The following is a 16,685-nucleotide window of genomic DNA, read 5'->3' as shown; positions in this document are numbered from 1 at the left end:
CGGACCTTAGTCCGAGCGTCTGAACAGGAGTTCTACCATGAGTCACAATTCGGGTTCATCCCCCGTGATAACGCCCAATCAATCCAATTCGATAGCCGTAGGGGAAGGGCCACGAGGGATAGCCATCAGCGCCGACGGATCACGGGTTTTTGTTTGCAATTACATCTCGGGCACTGTGTCCGTCATCGACACCCGGAACAAAAAGGTCATCCGCACCATCGCCGTAGAGCAGTATCCCCGAAACATCGCCCTTGGCCATGAGGGAAAAAGAGCCTACGTGACCAACTACGGTTCAAGTTCGGTTTCGGTTATTGATACCGACACATATGCGGTGGGTAACATCATGGTGGGTAGACACCCTAGCGGAGTCGTCGTGAGTCGAGACGGGAAACATGTTTACGTCACCGTTCGACAGAATAAAGAGTGGTTGGCAATTATTGATACCCGCCTGTATGCGGTGAGCAGAGTACAAGGCTTACCCTCTCCGTCCATAAGTGTGGATATCAGCCCGGACGATTCGCGCCTTTACATTTCCAGTACCAACCCCCCTGCCGGCGCTTATGAGGACGCGCTCACGGTCATCAGCAGCAAGACTTTCGAAATCGTCAACATCATCAAAACCGAACAATATCCGTCGACGGTTACCGTCAGTCCCGACGGTAGAAAGGTATATATCGTGTGTCTGGACGCTCGAAAACTGACGGTACTGGACACGGAGTCATCGAGCACCCGACATTTCGACTTTGTGACTTGCGAAGGAAAAATAGTCTTCGGCGAAAAGAACGCTTATGCCGTTGATCAAACCAGTAAAGAGGTCGTGGAAATTAATACCAACACCTATGAGATAGTTGGCAGAGTTCCCATCCCTCGCGCTGTCGAACCGTATGACATGGTTCTTGATCAGCACAACCGAGCCTATATCAGCGACTACCAAGGCGACGAAGTCCATATTGTCGATCTAACTTAGTGCCAAAAAAACATATAAAAAAAGCGCGGCATCTCTGCCGCGCTTTTCTTTGACCCCAAGACTTACTGCGTCTTGGTTTCAGTCGCTGCAGTAGTAGTCGCAGCGGGGCTGGTCGCTGGTTTCTTCACCGGCGCAGCCTTTTTCGCCGTCGCCTTGGCCGGAGCCTTTTTGGCCTCGGTTTTGGCAGCAGGCTTTTTCACAGGTGCTTTGACCGGTGCTTTCCTGGCAGGCTCGGCCTTCACCGGCACCACAGGCTTCGGTGCCTCAACCGGTGCGGGTGCCGGGGCCGGCGCAGCGACTGGAGCGGGTGCCGGAGCAACAGGTGTCACGGGTTCTGGCGCCTTGGCCGGAGCTTTGTCGGAACCGCCACCGAACATCCGCGAGAAGAAGCCAGGCTTGGTCTCTTCAGCTTTCGCTTCAACCTTGGCCGGTTCTGCTTTGTCGACCGCTTTATCGGACGAACCACCGAACAGGTTGCTGAAGAAGTTGCCTTTCTTCGCCACCACCGCGCCTGCCGCCGCAGCGGTCGCCGCTGGAACAACCTTCGCCGGTTCAAACGACTTGCCCGCTGCCAGGTCTTCAACCTGACTGGCTGCACGCTGACCGGTGCGCAAGGCGCCTTCCAGGGTGCCTGGGTACAAGGTGTCAGTGTGTTCACCGGCAAAGGCTACACGCTGCAGCGGACGCTCCCACAGGCGCCAGTATTTGCTGATCTGCCCCGGACCGAAGGCCAGGTAAGCGCCGCCCATCGATGGGTCGGTGCTGTAGCGGCGGATTTCATAACCGGTGAACGAACCGCGAGCCTGTGGATAAAAGGTGTGCAGACGAATCAGTACCTGATCGGCCATCTGCTTGTCGCCGAAAGCTTGCATCACCCGTGCGTTGTCGCCGGAAATGTTGATCACCACGTTGGCGCCGCCTTTCAAGGCCGGCTCGATCCACAACATGCCCAGACCGGCGTTGCTGTAGATCTCGCCAGACATGCGCGCCTTGCTTTCCCACACTGGCGTCTTGAACTTCAGCATGATCTGGTCACGCCAGCCGTAGTTGGTGCCCTTGATGGCGCCCATGTGCTGGGCGTCCAGCGCCGGAGTCATCTGGATCTTGCTCAGTGCGCGCAACGGCACGGCCAGCACGACGTAGTCCGCCTGATAGCCGACACTGCCGACCTTGACGGTCACGCCGTCCTTGTCCTGGGTAATGGACGAAACCGGGGAAGCAGTCTTGATGGTTTTCAGTTGTTTGACGAAGGCCTGGGCCAGCACCGGGCTGCCGCCGGGCAGGCGCGAGGCACGCAGGTCACGGTCGGCAACGCCACGGTAGACGCGGCTCTGTTGAGCGAAATACAGCAGCGACAGGCGCGAAGGTTCGTCGTAACGGGTACGAATTTCCTGATTCACCAACTGACGCGCAGTGGCTGGCAGATTCAGGCGATCGAGCCAGTTGGCCACGTTGATCTGGTCCAGGGCGAACAGCGTGCTGTTGGCGGCCGGGTTTTGCGGGTCTTCGATCGAGCGCGCCAGGTCATCCAGAGTCTTTTCGTAGCGTTTCAGCGCGTCGCTGGTGGCCGGCTGTTTAGTCGCCAGATCGGCGGCGCTGAAGTATTCACCGTCGATCAGGTAACCCGGGGTCCGCACGAACTCAGGGGCTGGCGTGGTGCTCAGCTTGAACGTCGAGATGTACTTGTTCAAAACCGGTTGGGTCTTGTCGTTGCCGATCCACTCACTGGTGGCCATGCCGGAACGACCGCCCAGGGTCGGTTTGGCTTCCAGCAGAGTCACCTGCCAGCCTTTGCTCTGCAGTTCGTACGCCGCGGTGAGGCCCGAAAGCCCGCCGCCGACCACGATCGCCGTTTTATCCTTGGCCAGCGCCGAAACGCTGAACAGCCCCAACATCACCAGCGCACAGGCGCGCAGCCAACCAGCAGACATTCAGCGAACTCCGGAAATACACGAGGAAATAGCGGTTTTACGAGTCAGACGACTCAAAGAGCCGCGAAGAATACGTCAGCCATCAAAACGCCGCCAGCAACGTCTATCGTCCAATACAAAGTAGCTCAATCGACACAATGGGTTGTCCCGGTGACGCGCATTGCATAGGCTTGCGCGATTGTTTACCCGCCTACGTCACGGGTAGCCTCGAGGAGACAGAAAATGGGCCTGAATAAACAGTGGATGGAACGCGATCTCGCCGTGTTGTGGCATCCCTGCACCCAGATGAAAGACCACGAACAGCTGCCGCTGATCCCGATCAAGCGCGGTGAAGGCGTGTGGCTTGAGGACTTCGAAGGCAAACGCTACCTCGACGCCGTCAGCTCCTGGTGGGTCAACGTATTCGGCCACGCTAACCCGCGGATCAACCAGCGCATCAAGGATCAGGTCGATCAGCTGGAACACGTGATCCTCGCCGGTTTCAGCCATCAGCCGGTGATCGAATTGTCGGAACGTCTGGTGAACATGACACCCGACGGCCTGACCCGGTGCTTCTATGGCGATAACGGTTCGTCGTGTATCGAAATCGCGCTGAAAATGAGCTTTCACTACTGGCTCAACCGCGGCCAGCCGAACAAGAAGCGCTTCGTTACCCTCACCAACGGTTACCACGGCGAGACTATGGCGGCGATGGCGGTGGGCGACGTGCCGCTGTTTACCGAAACCTACAAAGCCCTGCTGATGGACACCATCAAGGTGCCCAGCCCCGATTGCTACCTGCGACCCGAGGGCATGAGCTGGGAAGAACACTCGCGCACTATGTTCGCCGCCATGGAGCAAACGCTGGCCGACCACCACGATACCGTGGCCGCCGTGATTCTGGAGCCGCTGATTCAGGGCGCCGGCGGCATGCGCATGTATCACCCGGTGTACCTCAAGCTGCTGCGCGACGCCTGCGACCGTTACGGCGTGCACCTGATCCACGATGAAATCGCCGTCGGCTTCGGCCGCACCGGCACGATGTTCGCCTGCGAACAGGCCGGCATCCGCCCGGACTTCCTCTGCCTGTCCAAGGCCCTGACCGGCGGTTACCTGCCGTTGGCGGCCTGCCTGACCACCGATGAGGTCTACAGCGCGTTCTACGACGACTACCCAACCCTGCGCGCCTTCCTGCATTCCCACAGCTACACCGGCAATCCGCTGGCCTGCGCGGCGGCATTGGCGACGCTGGATATCTTCGAAGAAGACAACGTCATCGAGAACAACAAGGCCCTGGCCCAGCGCATGGCCTCCTCCACCGCGCACCTGGCCGATCATCCGAACGTTGCCGAAGTGCGCCAGACCGGCATGGTCCTGGCGATCGAGATGGTCAAGGACAAGGCCAGCAAGACTGCTTACCCGTGGCAGGAACGTCGTGGTTTGACCGTTTTCCAGCATGCGCTGCAACGAGGTGCTTTACTGAGGCCGTTGGGCAGCGTGGTGTATTTCCTGCCGCCTTACGTGATTACCCCGGAGCAGATCGATTTTCTGGCCGAAGTGGCCAGCGAAGGCATCGACATCGCCACCCGTGACACCATCAGCGTGGCGGTGCCGAAGGACTTTCATCCGGGCTATCGTGATCCGGGCTGATTGATTTCACCTAAGCTTCAGCGGTGACCGGACTACCCTCATCGCGGGCAAGCCCGCTCCCACAGGATCGGCGAAAACCCTGTGGGAGCGGCGATGCGGCGACCCGACTTGCCCGCGATGGGGCCGCCAGACTTCCACACTTTTACAGAGACCATTGATGAGACTGTCCCGCTTCTTTATCGACGCCCCTTTGAGCACCGGCGAACACGAGTTGCCCGAAGCCCAGGCGCATTACATCAGCCGTGTGCTGCGCATGGCCGAGGGTGATGCGGTGCAATTGTTCGACGGCTCGGGCCATGAGTTTCGCGGCACGCTGGTGGAAGTCGGCAAGAAGCGCGTGGTGGTGCAAATCGATGAAAGTTTCACTGGGCAGATCGACTCGTCGCTGGCGGTCCATCTCGGCCAGGGTTTGTCCCGTGGCGAACGGATGGACTGGGCGATTCAGAAAGCCACCGAACTGGGCGTCACCGAAATCACGCCGATTTTCACCGACCGCTGCGAAGTCCGCCTTAAGGACGAACGCGCCGACAAACGCCTGATGCACTGGCGTCAGGTGGCGATCAGCGCTTGCGAGCAGTGCGGGCGCTCACGGGTGCCGGTGATTCATCCGCCTTTACTGTTGGCCGACTGGTTGAAGCAGACGGCGGCCGAATTGAAACTGGTGCTGCACCCGGTGGCCGAGCCGTTGGTGAGTCACGCCAAACCTTCAAGCCTGGCGTTCCTGATCGGCCCGGAAGGCGGCTTGTCCGACGTTGAAGTCGAGCAAGCCAAGGCGGGTGGTTTCCACGCCGCCCGCCTCGGCCCGCGCGTGCTGCGCACCGAAACCGCGCCGGTGGTGGCATTGGCGGTGGCGCAACAGTTGTGGGGTGACTTCTAGGCCACCTTCGCCCGTAGGAGCGAAGCTTTCGCGGACAGCCTCGCTCCTACAGAACGTAAAACCAAATCGCCACAAAGTGCAGCAAACTCCCGGCGATCACGAACAGATGCCAGATCCCATGGGCATGGCGCAGACGATGGTCGAGGGCGAAAAAGATAATTCCTACGGTGTAGAGCACCCCGCCCGACGCCAGCAAGGTAAAGCCGACAGGGCCCAGTGCCGCCAGCAACGGCTTGACCGCCACCAATACGATCCAGCCCATCACCGCATAAATCACGATCGACAGAATCCGCGCCTCCGAGCGTGGTTTGATTTCTTGCAGGATGCCGATCAGCGCCAGCCCCCAGACAATCCCGAACAGTGTCCAGCCCCATGGCCCGCGCAGGGTCACCAGGCAGAACGGCGTGTAACTGCCGGCGATCAGCAGGTAGATCGAAAAGTGATCGACCTTCTGCATGATCGCTTTCTTGCGCCCACGCACGCTGTGGTAAACGGTCGAAGCGCTGTAGAGCACCAACAGGGTAAACGCGTAAATCGCCACGCTGACGATCTTCCACGGGCTGCCGTCCATACTGGCGATCACCAGCAGCCACACGCCCCCGACAAATGCTGCGACAGCCCCGACCAAATGCGTCCAGGCGTTCAATCTTTCCCCGTGATACATGTGTTGCTCACCTCTACGTTCATTAACGCCGCGCGCAAGGCTCAGGCCTCAAGGTTAAAAGCGCAATGTTTCAGAACACAATGCCCCCTACGAAAACCATCAAGCCAAACGTTAGCCAATTGGGCACAATCAGGTCATTCCAAAAAGAGTTTGGCCCATGTTGATCGATGAAGAGTTGACCCTGAAAAAACTCGAGGTGTTCCTGGCCTTCATGCGCACCGGCAACCTGGCCCGCGCTGCGGTCGAGTTGCAGACCAGCAACGTCAGCGTCCATCGCGCCATCCACTCACTGGAAAGCGCCTTGCGTTGCCCGCTATTCAAGCACGAAGGGCGCAACCTGACCCCGTTGGAAAGCGCTTATGTGCTGGAAGAGCGGGCACAGAAGCTGATTCAGGACGTGCTCGAAACCGTGCGCCTGACCCGTGAAGCCGCCGGATTCTCCGCCGAACGTTTCAAACTCGGCTCGCTGTATTCGCTGACCGTGAAAACCGTGCCGCAGCTGATCATGGGCCTGAAAATCCGCCGCAGCGAACTCAATATCGACCTGATCCTGGGCTCGAACATCGACCTGTTGTACAAGCTCAAGAACATGGAAGTCGACGCGATCCTGGTGTCGCTGGACGACAGCGTCAACGACCCGGACTGCGAGCAGATCCCGCTGTTTTCCGATGACATCTTCCTCGCCACCCCGGCGGACTCGCCCTTTGCCCAAAGGGCCGAAGTCGATCTGGCCGAGGTCCGTGACGAAACGTTCATCACCTTGACCCAAGGCTTCGCCACGCACCAGGACGGTATTCGGGTGTTCAAGCAGGCGGGGTTTGAACCGAAAGTGGCGATGCAGGTCAACGACATCTTCACCCTGCTGAGCATGGTCAGCTCGGGGGTGGGTTATGCGTTGCTGCCGGGGCGGATTGCAGCGGTGTATGAGAACCGGGTGAAGCTGATTCCATTGCAGGAAAAGTACCGGTTGCAACAGCACATTGGCGTGGTGTTTCTCAAGGCCAAGGAGCGCGACCCGAATCTGCTGGCGCTGTTGGCGGAGTGTCGGATGTATGCCAATCGGCAGGCCTGACAGACCGCGGCGCCTGCATCGCGGGCAAGCCACGCTCCCACAGGAAATGCGCTGTCCTTGTGGGAGCGGGCTTGCCCGCGATGACGTCAGGTCAGACGACTCAAGCTCTGAACCTAACCCACAATCCCGCGAACAATGAAGTACAGCAACGATGGCCCAAGCAAGCATCCAAGCCCGGTGTGGAACGTCGCGGTCAGCGCACCATAGGGCACCAGTCGCCGATCCGTCGCCGCCAACCCGGCAGTCACACCGCTGACAGTCCCGGCCAAGCCGCCAAATACCATCGCCGAGCGCGGGTTATCCAGGCCCATCCAGCGCGCCGCCACCGGCGTGCCGACCATCACCAGAATCGCCTTGATCAACCCGGTGGCAATCGACAGCGCCATTACATCGGATGAGGCTCCAATCGCAGCCCCCGTCACCGGCCCGACGATGTACGTCACCGCACCCGCGCCAATGGTGGTCATGCTGATCGCATCGCGATAACCGAACACCCAGGCAATGCTTGCCCCGACAATGAACGGCAGAATCGTGCCCAGCAGCAACGCGATAACGCCAATCATCCCGGCCTTTTTCGCTTCGGTGGCCTGCACCTCGAACGCCGTGGCGACGATGGCGAAGTCACGCAGCATGGCGCCGCCCATCAAACCGATGCCGGAAAACAGTGACAAATCCGCCAGGCCTTTTTGCCCGCCGGTCAGGGTGCCGCCGACCCAGGCCAGCACCAGGCCGATGACGATGGCTATCGCCGAGCCGTGAATCCGGCCGAACGTCAGGCGTTTGGACAGAATCACCGACACCCACATGATGACGCCAACGAACGCGAACGCCGTGACCAGACTGTTATTTACCAGGCCTTTCTCAATGAGTTCCCACATATCAGCGACCTCCTACTGGCGTGCCGACCGGGGTGACTTCCGCCGGCTCATCGGGCAAGGGTTCGCCTTTGTGGCTCCGGCTGATCAGGGCAATGGTGCAACCGCAGATCACCACTGAACCGATTGCCGCCAGCACCGCCACCGGGCCGCCGTGCAGCGCAGTCACGACGTTCTGCTGTGCTGCCATCGCCACCACCACCGGAATGTACATGGCGCCCCAGAAGCCGACGCCCATCTCGCAATCCTTGGTCATGCCGCCGCGCTTTTGCATCCACAACCGCGCGCAAATCAGCAGGATCATCGCGATCCCGACCCCACCGACGTTGGACTTCACACCCAGCAACACGCCGAGCATGTCACCCATGATCACCCCTGCCAACGTACAGATCGCCAACAGCGCCACACCGTAAATAATCATTGTTGTAGTCCTCAAAGTGCATCGTCTGAATTGTTGTTTTTGTCATTCGCAACCTGAGTCGGTGGTCTAGGGTTGGCGGCCTCCCTCCTCACGTAACAGCGCCTGCAAGGTATCGAGCCGTGCACCGTCGTAGGCAATCACGGTGCCCTGCTCAAACACCCGGCGCGCCAGCCCGGTCAACACCGCGCCGGGTGGCAGTTCGATCTGTAAACGCACGCCGCGCTCGTAAGCGCTTTGCACCGTGCCACGCCAATCGACGACACGGCACATGTTGAACGCCAGGTCGTCGCGTAACGCCTCGGGATTGATAACAGGCCGGGCGCGACTGCCACTCAGGTAACCCAGGGCCGGCGTGTTCAATTGCACCTTGGCGAAGGCTGCTGCCAGAGTTTTCGCCGGTGTTTCCAGCAGCGGGCAATGGGACGGCACGCTGACCGCCAGACGCTTGGCCAGACCGGCGCCACGACTGCGCGCCAGATCGGCAACTGCTTTCATCGCTGAATCACTGCCAGCAATCACCACCTGGTTATCGGCGTTGATATTGGCCAGGTAAACCGGTGTATCAACACTGTGAACCTGCGCCAGCAACCCTTCCACCGTGGCCAACTCCAGACCGATGATCGCGGTCATGCCATAGCCCTGAGGATAAGCCTGTTGCATCAGCTCACCGCGCAGGCTGACCAGATGCAGCGCATCACTGAGGCTCAAGGCACCCGCGACCACCGCTGCCGGGTAGGCACCGATGGACAATCCGGCCACATAATCCGGCGCCATTAATAACTGACGCGAAGCGGCAACACCGGCAATCAGCAGGCACAGCTGAACCGCCCTCGTCGACTGCAACGCCTCGGCAGTATCAAGCAACAAAACATCCTCACCCAGCACCTCGCTCGCCTCGATCAGCGTTTCCCGAGGCAAACGATGGAGCATGCCCGGTTGCTGCGCGCCCTGGCCGGGGAACACCAGCAAACTGCTCACGCTGCTTGCTCCTGCGAGTTCCAGGGATCGGAAACCAGACACGCTTCATGGGCGTTCTTGAGTAGAACCCGTTGCGACGGACCCGCCCATTCGCGCAAGGCGACAGCGCCATTCGGTGTCTGCAATTGCATGTCCACCAAACACTCAGCGGTGCCCATCAGCATCACCAACGCCTGCGCTTGAGATCGGCTCAGCGGCTGTGGGGTACGCAGGATCAAGTCGAGATCGCTGCGCTCATGGAGCGCCGCAAAACCACTGGCCAATTCAAACCCGGCGCTGCCGCTGACACCCCACACCCAACCACAGGCGTCGAGCATCGGCCGCAGTTGCGCCAGCGCTCGCAGGGTCGGCAGGTCGCGAGTTGTCTCGACATGACAGAGGTCTTCCGGACGTACTCGATGCGAGATCGCAGCGATCGCCATCGACGTTGCATAACGCTGTTCGCGCAAGCGCCCACGCACCCCGACCGCGATTTGACCCGGCACGGTGATCGCGCGCCGAACCACCACCGGCTGACCCGCGCTGATCGACTCGACCACCCACCCAGGCGCATCCGCCGGCAACTGCTCCGGGGTCATCCCCCACAGCAGGTCGTGGGCCAGAAACGTGTTCACCACTGCGCTCTCAGCAGTTGGCGAACCTTGCTCGACGCGGCGCGGTTACTCGCCCCCAGGCGGCTGCTCAGATCGCGACCGTTGGCGGCGACATCGCCAACCGCCTGGCTCAGGCACTCCGTCACGCGAGCCAGATCCGCCGTCGTCGGCTGCTCGATCTGCTCCACCGACAAGGTTTCCCAGAGCAAGCCCAGGCTGGCATAGCTGTCGATGTCATAGGCCATCGGCGGCACGCTGGCGGCCAGGGCTTCAAGTTCTTCGACGCTGCGCAATGTGACCCGCGCCGCCGAAGCCTTGCCCATCGCATGCACCATCACCCCCGGGTCGCGCAACGCGATCAGTCGATTGGCCTGATACCCGTGAGCCAGAAACGCCCCGGACATCGCCTTGCCCACCAGCAAACCGATCACCGCATGGCCGGCCAGTCGGGCGCGGGCATAACTGTCTGCGGCACCGGCCAGAGCCTGATGAATGCCGAGGGCTTCTTCGCGCCGACCGTAAGCCTGGCTCGGCACATCGACGATGGCGATCAACGCCCGTTTGTGCGACTTATCCCGATCGGCTTCGATCACCTCATCCACCGCTTTGGCCAGGCCCCAACCTTCCAGCAGACCAACCTCGCCATTGCGGGCACGGACGAAGCGGTTGTCGGGGTCGGCCACCACCGCGATAAAACGCACAGGTTGATCACCCAATAAACCATCGGCGACTTTCAGCGAAGCCGGCAAACCCTCGACCGATTTCGCGCCAGCACTCAAAGCGTTGAACCAGTTCAGGCCCCTCAGGGAATACGAACTCATGAGCGCTCTCCTTGATACAGATCGCGAACCGTCGCCGGCTCGATTTGCGGTTCGGCGTCCAGACGGGCCAGTCGTTGCAAGAACCATTCGGCCTGACAGCTACGTTGTTGGTCCGGCAAACCTTGCTTGAGCAATTCGCCGACCAGTTGCTGAATCTGCGCCACATCGTCCTCGACATAGCGGTCCACCAGGCCACTGGCGAACCGTTGCTCGCCGCCCGTCAGGCTCCAGATAAACGGGCGATCACGGGAGTCGTATTCCTCAAGCCCGGCTTCCTGCTCGATCACCTGCGGGCCGTTGAGGCCAAGGCGCGCTTCCTGAGTCACCAGCAAATAACTGCACAACCCGGCGGCAATCGACATCCCACCAAAACAGCCGACGCTGCCGGCGACCACGCTGATTACCGGTTGGTACTGGCGCAGATCGACGATCGCCGCATGAATATCGGCAATCGCCGCCAGCCCGAGATTGGCTTCCTGCAAACGCACGCCGCCGGTTTCCAGCAGCAACACGGCGCGAGTGGCAATGCCTTTGCGGTTGTCCTCGGCGGCCAGCTCCAGCGCACCGGCAATCTTCGCCCCGCCGACTTCACCCAGGCTACCGCCCTGAAACGCGCCTTCGATGGCCGCGATCACCACCGGTAAACCGCCGAGGCTGCCCTTGGCGATCACCACGCCGTCATCGGCTTGCGGCACCACGCCCTGGCGCGACAGCCAGGGCGACATGACGCGCTGAAACGGGTCGAGCAGTTCGCGGAAGGTGCCCGCGTCGAGCAAGGCCTTGGCGCGTTGCCGCGCACCGAGTTCGACGAAGCTGTGTTTATTCAACAAGGCTGCGCTATCAGTCATGGCCGATCTCCTCAAAGCCCTGTTCCAGACGCAAGCGCACCACGCCGGGGGTGGCGCCGAAATCGTGGATATCGATCGCCATCGCGGGCGGTGTCTGGCCATCGAACATCCGCGCGAACAGATGCTGCCAGCGTTGTTCACTGCCATTGACCGAGGTCTGCACCTGGATCGTCAACTTGCCCGCCAGCCCCGGCTCGATCAGCACTTCCAGATCGCCCGAGCCCACACAACCCACCAGCGCCCTGCCCCGAGGCGGCTGCCCGGCGGGAAATTCAAAGGATAAGGTTTCCATCAAAACGCTCCCTGGAAGATGCCATCGTGCGACTCGATACGGTCGATAAACAGGCAGGCTGCGAGCAAGTCCGCAGCGCCGCCGGGCGAGGCATTCAACGCGATTAATTGTTGGTCCAGCTCATGTAAACGGCGGCGACCGGCGAGGCTCGCGCTGCCGCCGGCGTCGAGTACGGCCTGAGCACCGAGTTGCATGGTGTGCAGGCCTTGTTCGCCTGCACGGTAAAGGACGCAGGTGTCGGCCAGTGTCGTCATGATCGCCAGCAGAGCATCGAGCCGGGCGTTCTGTTCGCCATGGCCGGCAGCGCGGCTGCGTTTGAGCTGCGGCAAACCACGTTGCAGCACCGCCGGGAAACCAAGCTGCGCCTCTTCACGGGCCCCGCGTGCGCCGTAACGCTGGGCAACCTGGGCACCGTGGCTTAAGGGACGCGGTGAGTAACGGTCGTCGAGCAAGGCCAGGCGTGCAGCGCGCAAAGCGATTGAGCTTGCGGTACAGGATTCAGGTTCCAGCGCGGCGGCAGTGACCAAAAGCCCCAACGCCCAGATCGCCCCACGATGGGTGTTCACACCGTTGGTGGTGGCGAGCATCGCTTGCTCGCCTTCACGCCCAATCCGCCCAACGGTTTCGCGCAGCAGTAAACCGACTTCGCCGAACTCGATGGCCGCGCCCGCCATTGCCTTGAACGCCGGCCACAGGGACAACGCCGAAGCATGCATCAGCCCGAGGTGCAAATCGGTGTGCGCGCCATTGCCGCGACGGTCCACCAGTGCCGGCTTCGGCGACAGGTCTGCTTCGTCGATCAGCGCGTCCACTGCCAGGTCCGCCAACCGTTCAGCCAGGGTTAACGTTTTCGGTTGCAGGTTGAATGCGTGCATTACCAGCTCCTGAACTTGGCGGGCGGGTTGTAGAGGCCACCGGACCACTCCACCAGATCGGCCACGCTTTTCGCTGCGAGCAGTTCGCGAGTGGCGTCGGTACGGCGGATGCCGAGGTCTTCGGGCAAGGCGATCAGGCCTTCGCGGCGCATGCGGGCGGTGTCTTTCGGGTTGTGGCGCAGGCCGATGGCGGTTACGCCGGCCACGGCGGCGATCATCGCCTGACGCTCTTCGAGGGAACGGGCCTTGTACAAGTAGGCGATGCCTTCTTCGGTGAGCAGGTGGGTGACGTCGTCGCCATAGATCATGATCGGCGCCAGCGGCATGCCGCTTTTCTTCGCCACCTCCACCGCGTCGAGGGTTTCGACGAAGGTCGGTTTGCCGCCCTCCTGAAAGGTCTCGACCATCTGCACCACGAGTTTCTTGCCGCGTTCGAGCATCGGCTCGGCGACGTCGGTGTGACGCATGTCGAGCCAGGCCGGCGTGCCGTGACGACGACCGCGCGGGTCGTGCCCCATGTTCGGCGCGCCACCGAAACCGGCCAGGCGACCGCGAGTCACGGTGGAGGAATGACCGTCGCCATCGACTTGCAGGGTCGCGCCGATGAACAGGTCCACCGCGTATTGCCCGGCGAGCTGACTGAACATCCGGTTGGAGCGCAGGGAGCCGTCGCGGCCGGTGAAGAACACATCAGGCCGGGCGGCGATGTAGTTTTCCATGCCCAGTTCGGTGCCGAAACAATGCACGCTTTCGACCCAGCCGCTTTCGATGGCCGGGATCAGGGTTGGGTGAGGATTGAGCGTCCAGTTGCGGCAGATCTTGCCTTTCAAACCGAGGGATTCGCCGTAGGTCGGCAGGATCAGTTCGATGGCGGCGGTGTTGAAGCCGATGCCGTGGTTCAGCGACTGGACGTTGTGTTTTTCGTAGATCCCGCGGATCGCCATCATCGCCATCAACACGTGCACAGGCTTGATGTGGCGTGGGTCGCGGGTGAACAACGGCTCGATGTAGAACGGCTTGTCGGCCACCACCACGAAATCGACCCAGGACGCGGGGATATCCACGCGGGGTAGTTCGCTGACGTCATCCACCAATTGGTTGACCTGAACGATGACGATGCCGTCACTGAAGGCCGCCGGTTCGATCAACGCGGGCGTGTCTTCGGTGCTCGGGCCGGTGTAGATGTTGCCGGCGCGGTCGGCCATGAAACCGGCCGAAAGCACGACGTTGGGAATCAGGTCCACCACCAGCCGCGCATAGAGCTCGATGTAGGTGTGGATCGCGCCGATTTCCAGCAAACCGTCTTCGAGCAATTGGCTGATGCGCAGGCTTTGGGTGCCGGCGAACGAGAATTCGAGCTTGCGGGCAATGCCGCGTTCAAACAGATCCAGGTGCTCGGAGCGCCCGACGCTGGGCATGATCATGTGCAGGTCATGCAGCTTGCCCGGATCGGCCTTGGCCAGGGAGCGGGACAGGAAGTCCGCCTGCTTCTGGTTATTGCCCTCCAGCACCACACGGTCGCCAGGCAGAATCAACGCCTCCAGCGCGGCGACTATTTTGTCGGTGGGCAGCACCACACCGTCGGCAAGCCCCTTCACCAATTCGAGACGCCGCCGCTTTTCGCTGCGCCGCCGCGTCCATCGCGAGTCGGGGGATATTGTTGTTGTCATGACCACTCCACGGGTTCGCTGTCGTGGGGTCACCTTAGGAGGGTTGGGGGCGGAGCATCAATCAAGCAGCGTGTTGGATCGTTACGGTCAGGGTAATAATCGACAGAGGATCCCTGTTGCCAGTACCGGCCTCATCGCGGGTAAGCCCGCTCCCACAGTGTTCGTGTCGTGCTCAAATCCTGAGTCACCCACAATACCTGTGGGAGCGGGCTTGCCCGCGAAGGGGCCAGAACAATCCCCGCAGTTTCCAATGACGGTGCATTACAGTCAGGTCATCTGCTGCTGCACGCGCATCTGCAGCTGCTCGGTGCTTTCCAATAGCTGCGCCAACAACGCCGGATCTTCATCCATATAGCCTTCGTACTCCGCCAGGTTTCGTCGCTCATGACACAGGGCGAATAGCCGAACCTGTACTTTGCCAATATCAGCGGTATGAACCAGGCACTGAAACACCAGATAGCGTTTGTCTGAACGGTAGCCGCACAAGCGAAGAGCCGTCAGTGCAAGGGCATGGGCAGCGTTGTACGCCAGGTCGAAACGACTCGCGAAGGAAAGCGAAGACGTTTGCGCGTCTTTCAATCGATCCACAGCCGAACGCATCAGCCCTTCGCACTCCTTGCGATCCGGTGGCTCAGCTTTCAGTCCACCGCTACGTAACAGGTTTTCCAGATTCTCGTTGCTGCCCATCCTTGGACTCCAAAGGGTTTTCACCCAACAGGTTGATCTTGTCCTGTTGCACTACCCGCACGACAAAGCTGTTTTCAGCCGCCAGTTTTGCGGCCCAGTCTTCAGGGGTGTAGAGCGTCGGGTTGAGAGTGCGGCCCAGTTGTTCTTCCATAGGCATGAGCCGCTCCATCACTTCACTGTAGTGCAGGCCTTCACCGATCAGCATGAGATCAATGTCACTGGATGCGTTTGCCTGATCCTTGGCGATAGAGCCGTACACAAATGCCCAAATGATCTGTTCGGCAAAGGGGTGGAGCGCCTGACGCAAAGGTTCGGCAATGCCAAAGGTTTTGCGGGCGATGCCCAGCAGTTCGGCATAGATCGGGCAGTCGGGATTGGCTTGATAGTGGGTCTGGTTGCCCTGACGGGTCATGGTCAGCACGCCTGCCCGCTGCAACCGATCCAGCTCGCGCATGAGGCTGCCTTTACCCACTTGAGCCCAGCGGGCGATCTCGTTGGCGTAAAAACTTCGGTCGGGTTTACCGAACAGCAGGCCCAGCACTTTTTGCTGGGTGGTGGTGAACAAAGCTTCGCTCAATGACAGGTTTTTCACGGCAACGACCGATAAGTCCCAAAAAAGGAACGATAGGTCCCTTTTTGGGAATCTTCAACCACCCTTGTGGCGAGGTCCGATAGCCTGGGGTTTTGTGTTTAAAAGTTTGTCCGCAGGAACGGTGAGAGGCTACACAACCTTGCGTCGCTGCCTACAGCAACGCCGGAACCCGCTGACTGGTGCGGTTTTGCGTTGATCTTTATCGTTTGTGTGTCGCTGCCAACCTCAGCGACCGGGTTTGGAACCCCGAGGTGTAGAAGGCGCAAAAGCGCCCCTCATGACGTATGCTTGCGCACCTTTAATGTGTGTATTCCGTTATGGCGGCTGTACGCGGGAGACCTTCGGGTCTGCCGGGTTTTCTCCACCTCGGGTTCCAACCTGCGTACAGCTGCCACCCCTTCGCTTGGAACCGATGGAGCAGCTGAAACTCATTACTGGAGATGCACAATGTTCAAAGCTACTCCCAACCCGCCAGAATCCGGGACCGATTCCCAAGCCTCCCTCGAAACACAAAAAATGAAGGAAGCCGCCGACCGCGCCTTCCCCCATTACTTCCCGTCACCTCACGAAAAACCGGCCAAACGCCGTAAATCCCAGCTTTTCACCGTCGCCCCCGACATCGACACCGAAGCCCTTCTGGCCAATGCCTCCGAAGACCTGCTGTCCATCAGCGCCATTGCTGCTGACCTCGCGGACGATGTGGAAGGCTCACGCCGCTCTGTAGCCTTGGCGCTCAGCCGTTTGGCGGATGGCGTGCAGTTGTTGGTGGAGCGGGTGCTGGATCATCATGAGTCGTTGCAGATGAAGGCTCGGGCCGGGGTTTAGCGCACAACCCCCCTGTGGCGAGGGGGCTTGCCCCCGTTGGGTTGCGAAGCAGCCCCAAAACCTGCAAC

18 protein-coding genes are annotated in these 16,685 nt (G+C 60.5%); 5 read left to right on the top strand and 13 right to left on the bottom strand.

Going from position 1 to position 16,685, the window contains the following annotated elements:
- Positions 1 to 37: 37 nt before the first annotated feature.
- Positions 38 to 967, top strand: a complete 930-nt coding sequence (locus J3D54_RS10405) for a YncE family protein (RefSeq protein ID WP_253417869.1) — start codon at positions 38 to 40, stop codon at positions 965 to 967.
- Between the two features lie 62 nt (positions 968 to 1,029).
- Here J3D54_RS10405 and J3D54_RS10400 read toward each other — a convergent pair whose 3' ends face one another.
- Positions 1,030 to 2,898, bottom strand: coding sequence for a flavin monoamine oxidase family protein (locus tag J3D54_RS10400; protein WP_253417868.1), 1,869 nt, complete (start codon positions 2,896 to 2,898; stop codon positions 1,030 to 1,032).
- Positions 2,899 to 3,120: 222 nt separating this feature from the next.
- Here J3D54_RS10400 and J3D54_RS10395 point away from each other — a divergent pair, with 222 nt between their 5' ends.
- Entirely contained in the window at positions 3,121 to 4,527 is a 1,407-nt protein-coding gene (locus J3D54_RS10395) for an adenosylmethionine--8-amino-7-oxononanoate transaminase (RefSeq protein WP_253417866.1), read from the top strand.
- Between the two features lie 157 nt (positions 4,528 to 4,684).
- Positions 4,685 to 5,404, top strand: coding sequence for a 16S rRNA (uracil(1498)-N(3))-methyltransferase (locus tag J3D54_RS10390; RefSeq protein ID WP_253417864.1), 720 nt, complete (start codon positions 4,685 to 4,687; stop codon positions 5,402 to 5,404).
- A 46-nt stretch (positions 5,405 to 5,450) separates the two neighbouring features.
- Here the strand turns inward: J3D54_RS10390 and J3D54_RS10385 are convergent, their stop codons facing one another.
- The gene (locus J3D54_RS10385; RefSeq protein WP_253417862.1) at positions 5,451 to 6,068 is read right to left on the bottom strand and encodes a hemolysin III family protein; all 618 of its coding nucleotides are present in this window, start codon (positions 6,066 to 6,068) and stop codon (positions 5,451 to 5,453) included.
- Positions 6,069 to 6,225: 157 nt separating this feature from the next.
- Between J3D54_RS10385 and J3D54_RS10380 the strand changes: the two genes are divergently transcribed.
- Positions 6,226 to 7,140, top strand: coding sequence for a LysR substrate-binding domain-containing protein (locus J3D54_RS10380; protein WP_253417860.1), 915 nt, complete (start codon positions 6,226 to 6,228; stop codon positions 7,138 to 7,140).
- Between the two features lie 113 nt (positions 7,141 to 7,253).
- Here J3D54_RS10380 and madM read toward each other — a convergent pair whose 3' ends face one another.
- From madM to J3D54_RS10325, 11 genes are all read right to left on the bottom strand, one after another.
- Positions 7,254 to 8,018, bottom strand: coding sequence for a malonate transporter subunit MadM (gene madM / locus J3D54_RS10375; RefSeq protein ID WP_253417858.1), 765 nt, complete (start codon positions 8,016 to 8,018; stop codon positions 7,254 to 7,256).
- A 1-nt stretch (position 8,019) separates the two neighbouring features.
- On the bottom strand, positions 8,020 to 8,436 hold the full coding sequence (madL, locus tag J3D54_RS10370) for a malonate transporter subunit MadL (RefSeq protein ID WP_253417856.1): 417 nt from the start codon (positions 8,434 to 8,436) through the stop codon (positions 8,020 to 8,022).
- A gap of 66 nt (positions 8,437 to 8,502) precedes the next feature.
- Positions 8,503 to 9,414 carry a malonate decarboxylase subunit epsilon gene (gene mdcH, locus J3D54_RS10365; RefSeq protein ID WP_253417854.1) on the bottom strand — a complete coding sequence of 304 codons (912 nt, stop codon included), beginning with the start codon at positions 9,412 to 9,414 and terminating at the stop codon, positions 8,503 to 8,505.
- Entirely contained in the window at positions 9,411 to 10,031 is a 621-nt protein-coding gene (locus J3D54_RS10360; protein WP_253417852.1) for a malonate decarboxylase holo-ACP synthase, read from the bottom strand. Before J3D54_RS10360 ends, mdcH begins: the two co-directional genes overlap by 4 nt.
- Entirely contained in the window at positions 10,025 to 10,828 is an 804-nt protein-coding gene (gene mdcE / locus J3D54_RS10355; RefSeq protein ID WP_253417850.1) for a biotin-independent malonate decarboxylase subunit gamma, read from the bottom strand. The genes J3D54_RS10360 and mdcE overlap by 7 nt, the downstream gene beginning before the upstream one ends.
- Complete coding sequence (locus J3D54_RS10350; RefSeq protein ID WP_253417849.1) at positions 10,825 to 11,676, bottom strand: biotin-independent malonate decarboxylase subunit beta; 852 nt, start codon at positions 11,674 to 11,676, stop codon at positions 10,825 to 10,827. Before J3D54_RS10350 ends, mdcE begins: the two co-directional genes overlap by 4 nt.
- Complete coding sequence (locus J3D54_RS10345) at positions 11,669 to 11,968, bottom strand: malonate decarboxylase subunit delta (RefSeq protein ID WP_007941972.1); 300 nt, start codon at positions 11,966 to 11,968, stop codon at positions 11,669 to 11,671. Before J3D54_RS10345 ends, J3D54_RS10350 begins: the two co-directional genes overlap by 8 nt.
- Positions 11,968 to 12,843, bottom strand: coding sequence for a triphosphoribosyl-dephospho-CoA synthase (locus tag J3D54_RS10340; RefSeq protein WP_253417847.1), 876 nt, complete (start codon positions 12,841 to 12,843; stop codon positions 11,968 to 11,970). Before J3D54_RS10340 ends, J3D54_RS10345 begins: the two co-directional genes overlap by 1 nt.
- Positions 12,843 to 14,513, bottom strand: a complete 1,671-nt coding sequence (mdcA, locus tag J3D54_RS10335) for a malonate decarboxylase subunit alpha (protein ID WP_253417845.1) — start codon at positions 14,511 to 14,513, stop codon at positions 12,843 to 12,845. Before mdcA ends, J3D54_RS10340 begins: the two co-directional genes overlap by 1 nt.
- A gap of 267 nt (positions 14,514 to 14,780) precedes the next feature.
- Positions 14,781 to 15,200 carry a hypothetical protein gene (locus J3D54_RS10330; protein WP_253417843.1) on the bottom strand — a complete coding sequence of 140 codons (420 nt, stop codon included), beginning with the start codon at positions 15,198 to 15,200 and terminating at the stop codon, positions 14,781 to 14,783.
- Positions 15,163 to 15,792 (bottom strand): nucleotidyltransferase domain-containing protein, encoded by a 630-nt coding sequence (locus tag J3D54_RS10325; RefSeq protein ID WP_253417842.1) that lies wholly within the window; start codon positions 15,790 to 15,792, stop codon positions 15,163 to 15,165. Before J3D54_RS10325 ends, J3D54_RS10330 begins: the two co-directional genes overlap by 38 nt.
- Positions 15,793 to 16,239: 447 nt before the next feature.
- Here J3D54_RS10325 and J3D54_RS10320 point away from each other — a divergent pair, with 447 nt between their 5' ends.
- Positions 16,240 to 16,617, top strand: coding sequence for a DUF6124 family protein (locus J3D54_RS10320; protein ID WP_253417841.1), 378 nt, complete (start codon positions 16,240 to 16,242; stop codon positions 16,615 to 16,617).
- The last annotated feature ends 68 nt before the right edge of the window (positions 16,618 to 16,685 follow it).

The sequence above is a fragment of the Pseudomonas sp. GGS8 genome (assembly GCF_024168645.1).
In the GTDB taxonomy this organism is placed as follows: Bacteria; Pseudomonadota; Gammaproteobacteria; order Pseudomonadales; family Pseudomonadaceae; genus Aquipseudomonas.
The sequence above is the reverse complement of the archived record's forward strand: the minus strand, read 5'-3'. Positions and strand labels throughout refer to the sequence as shown.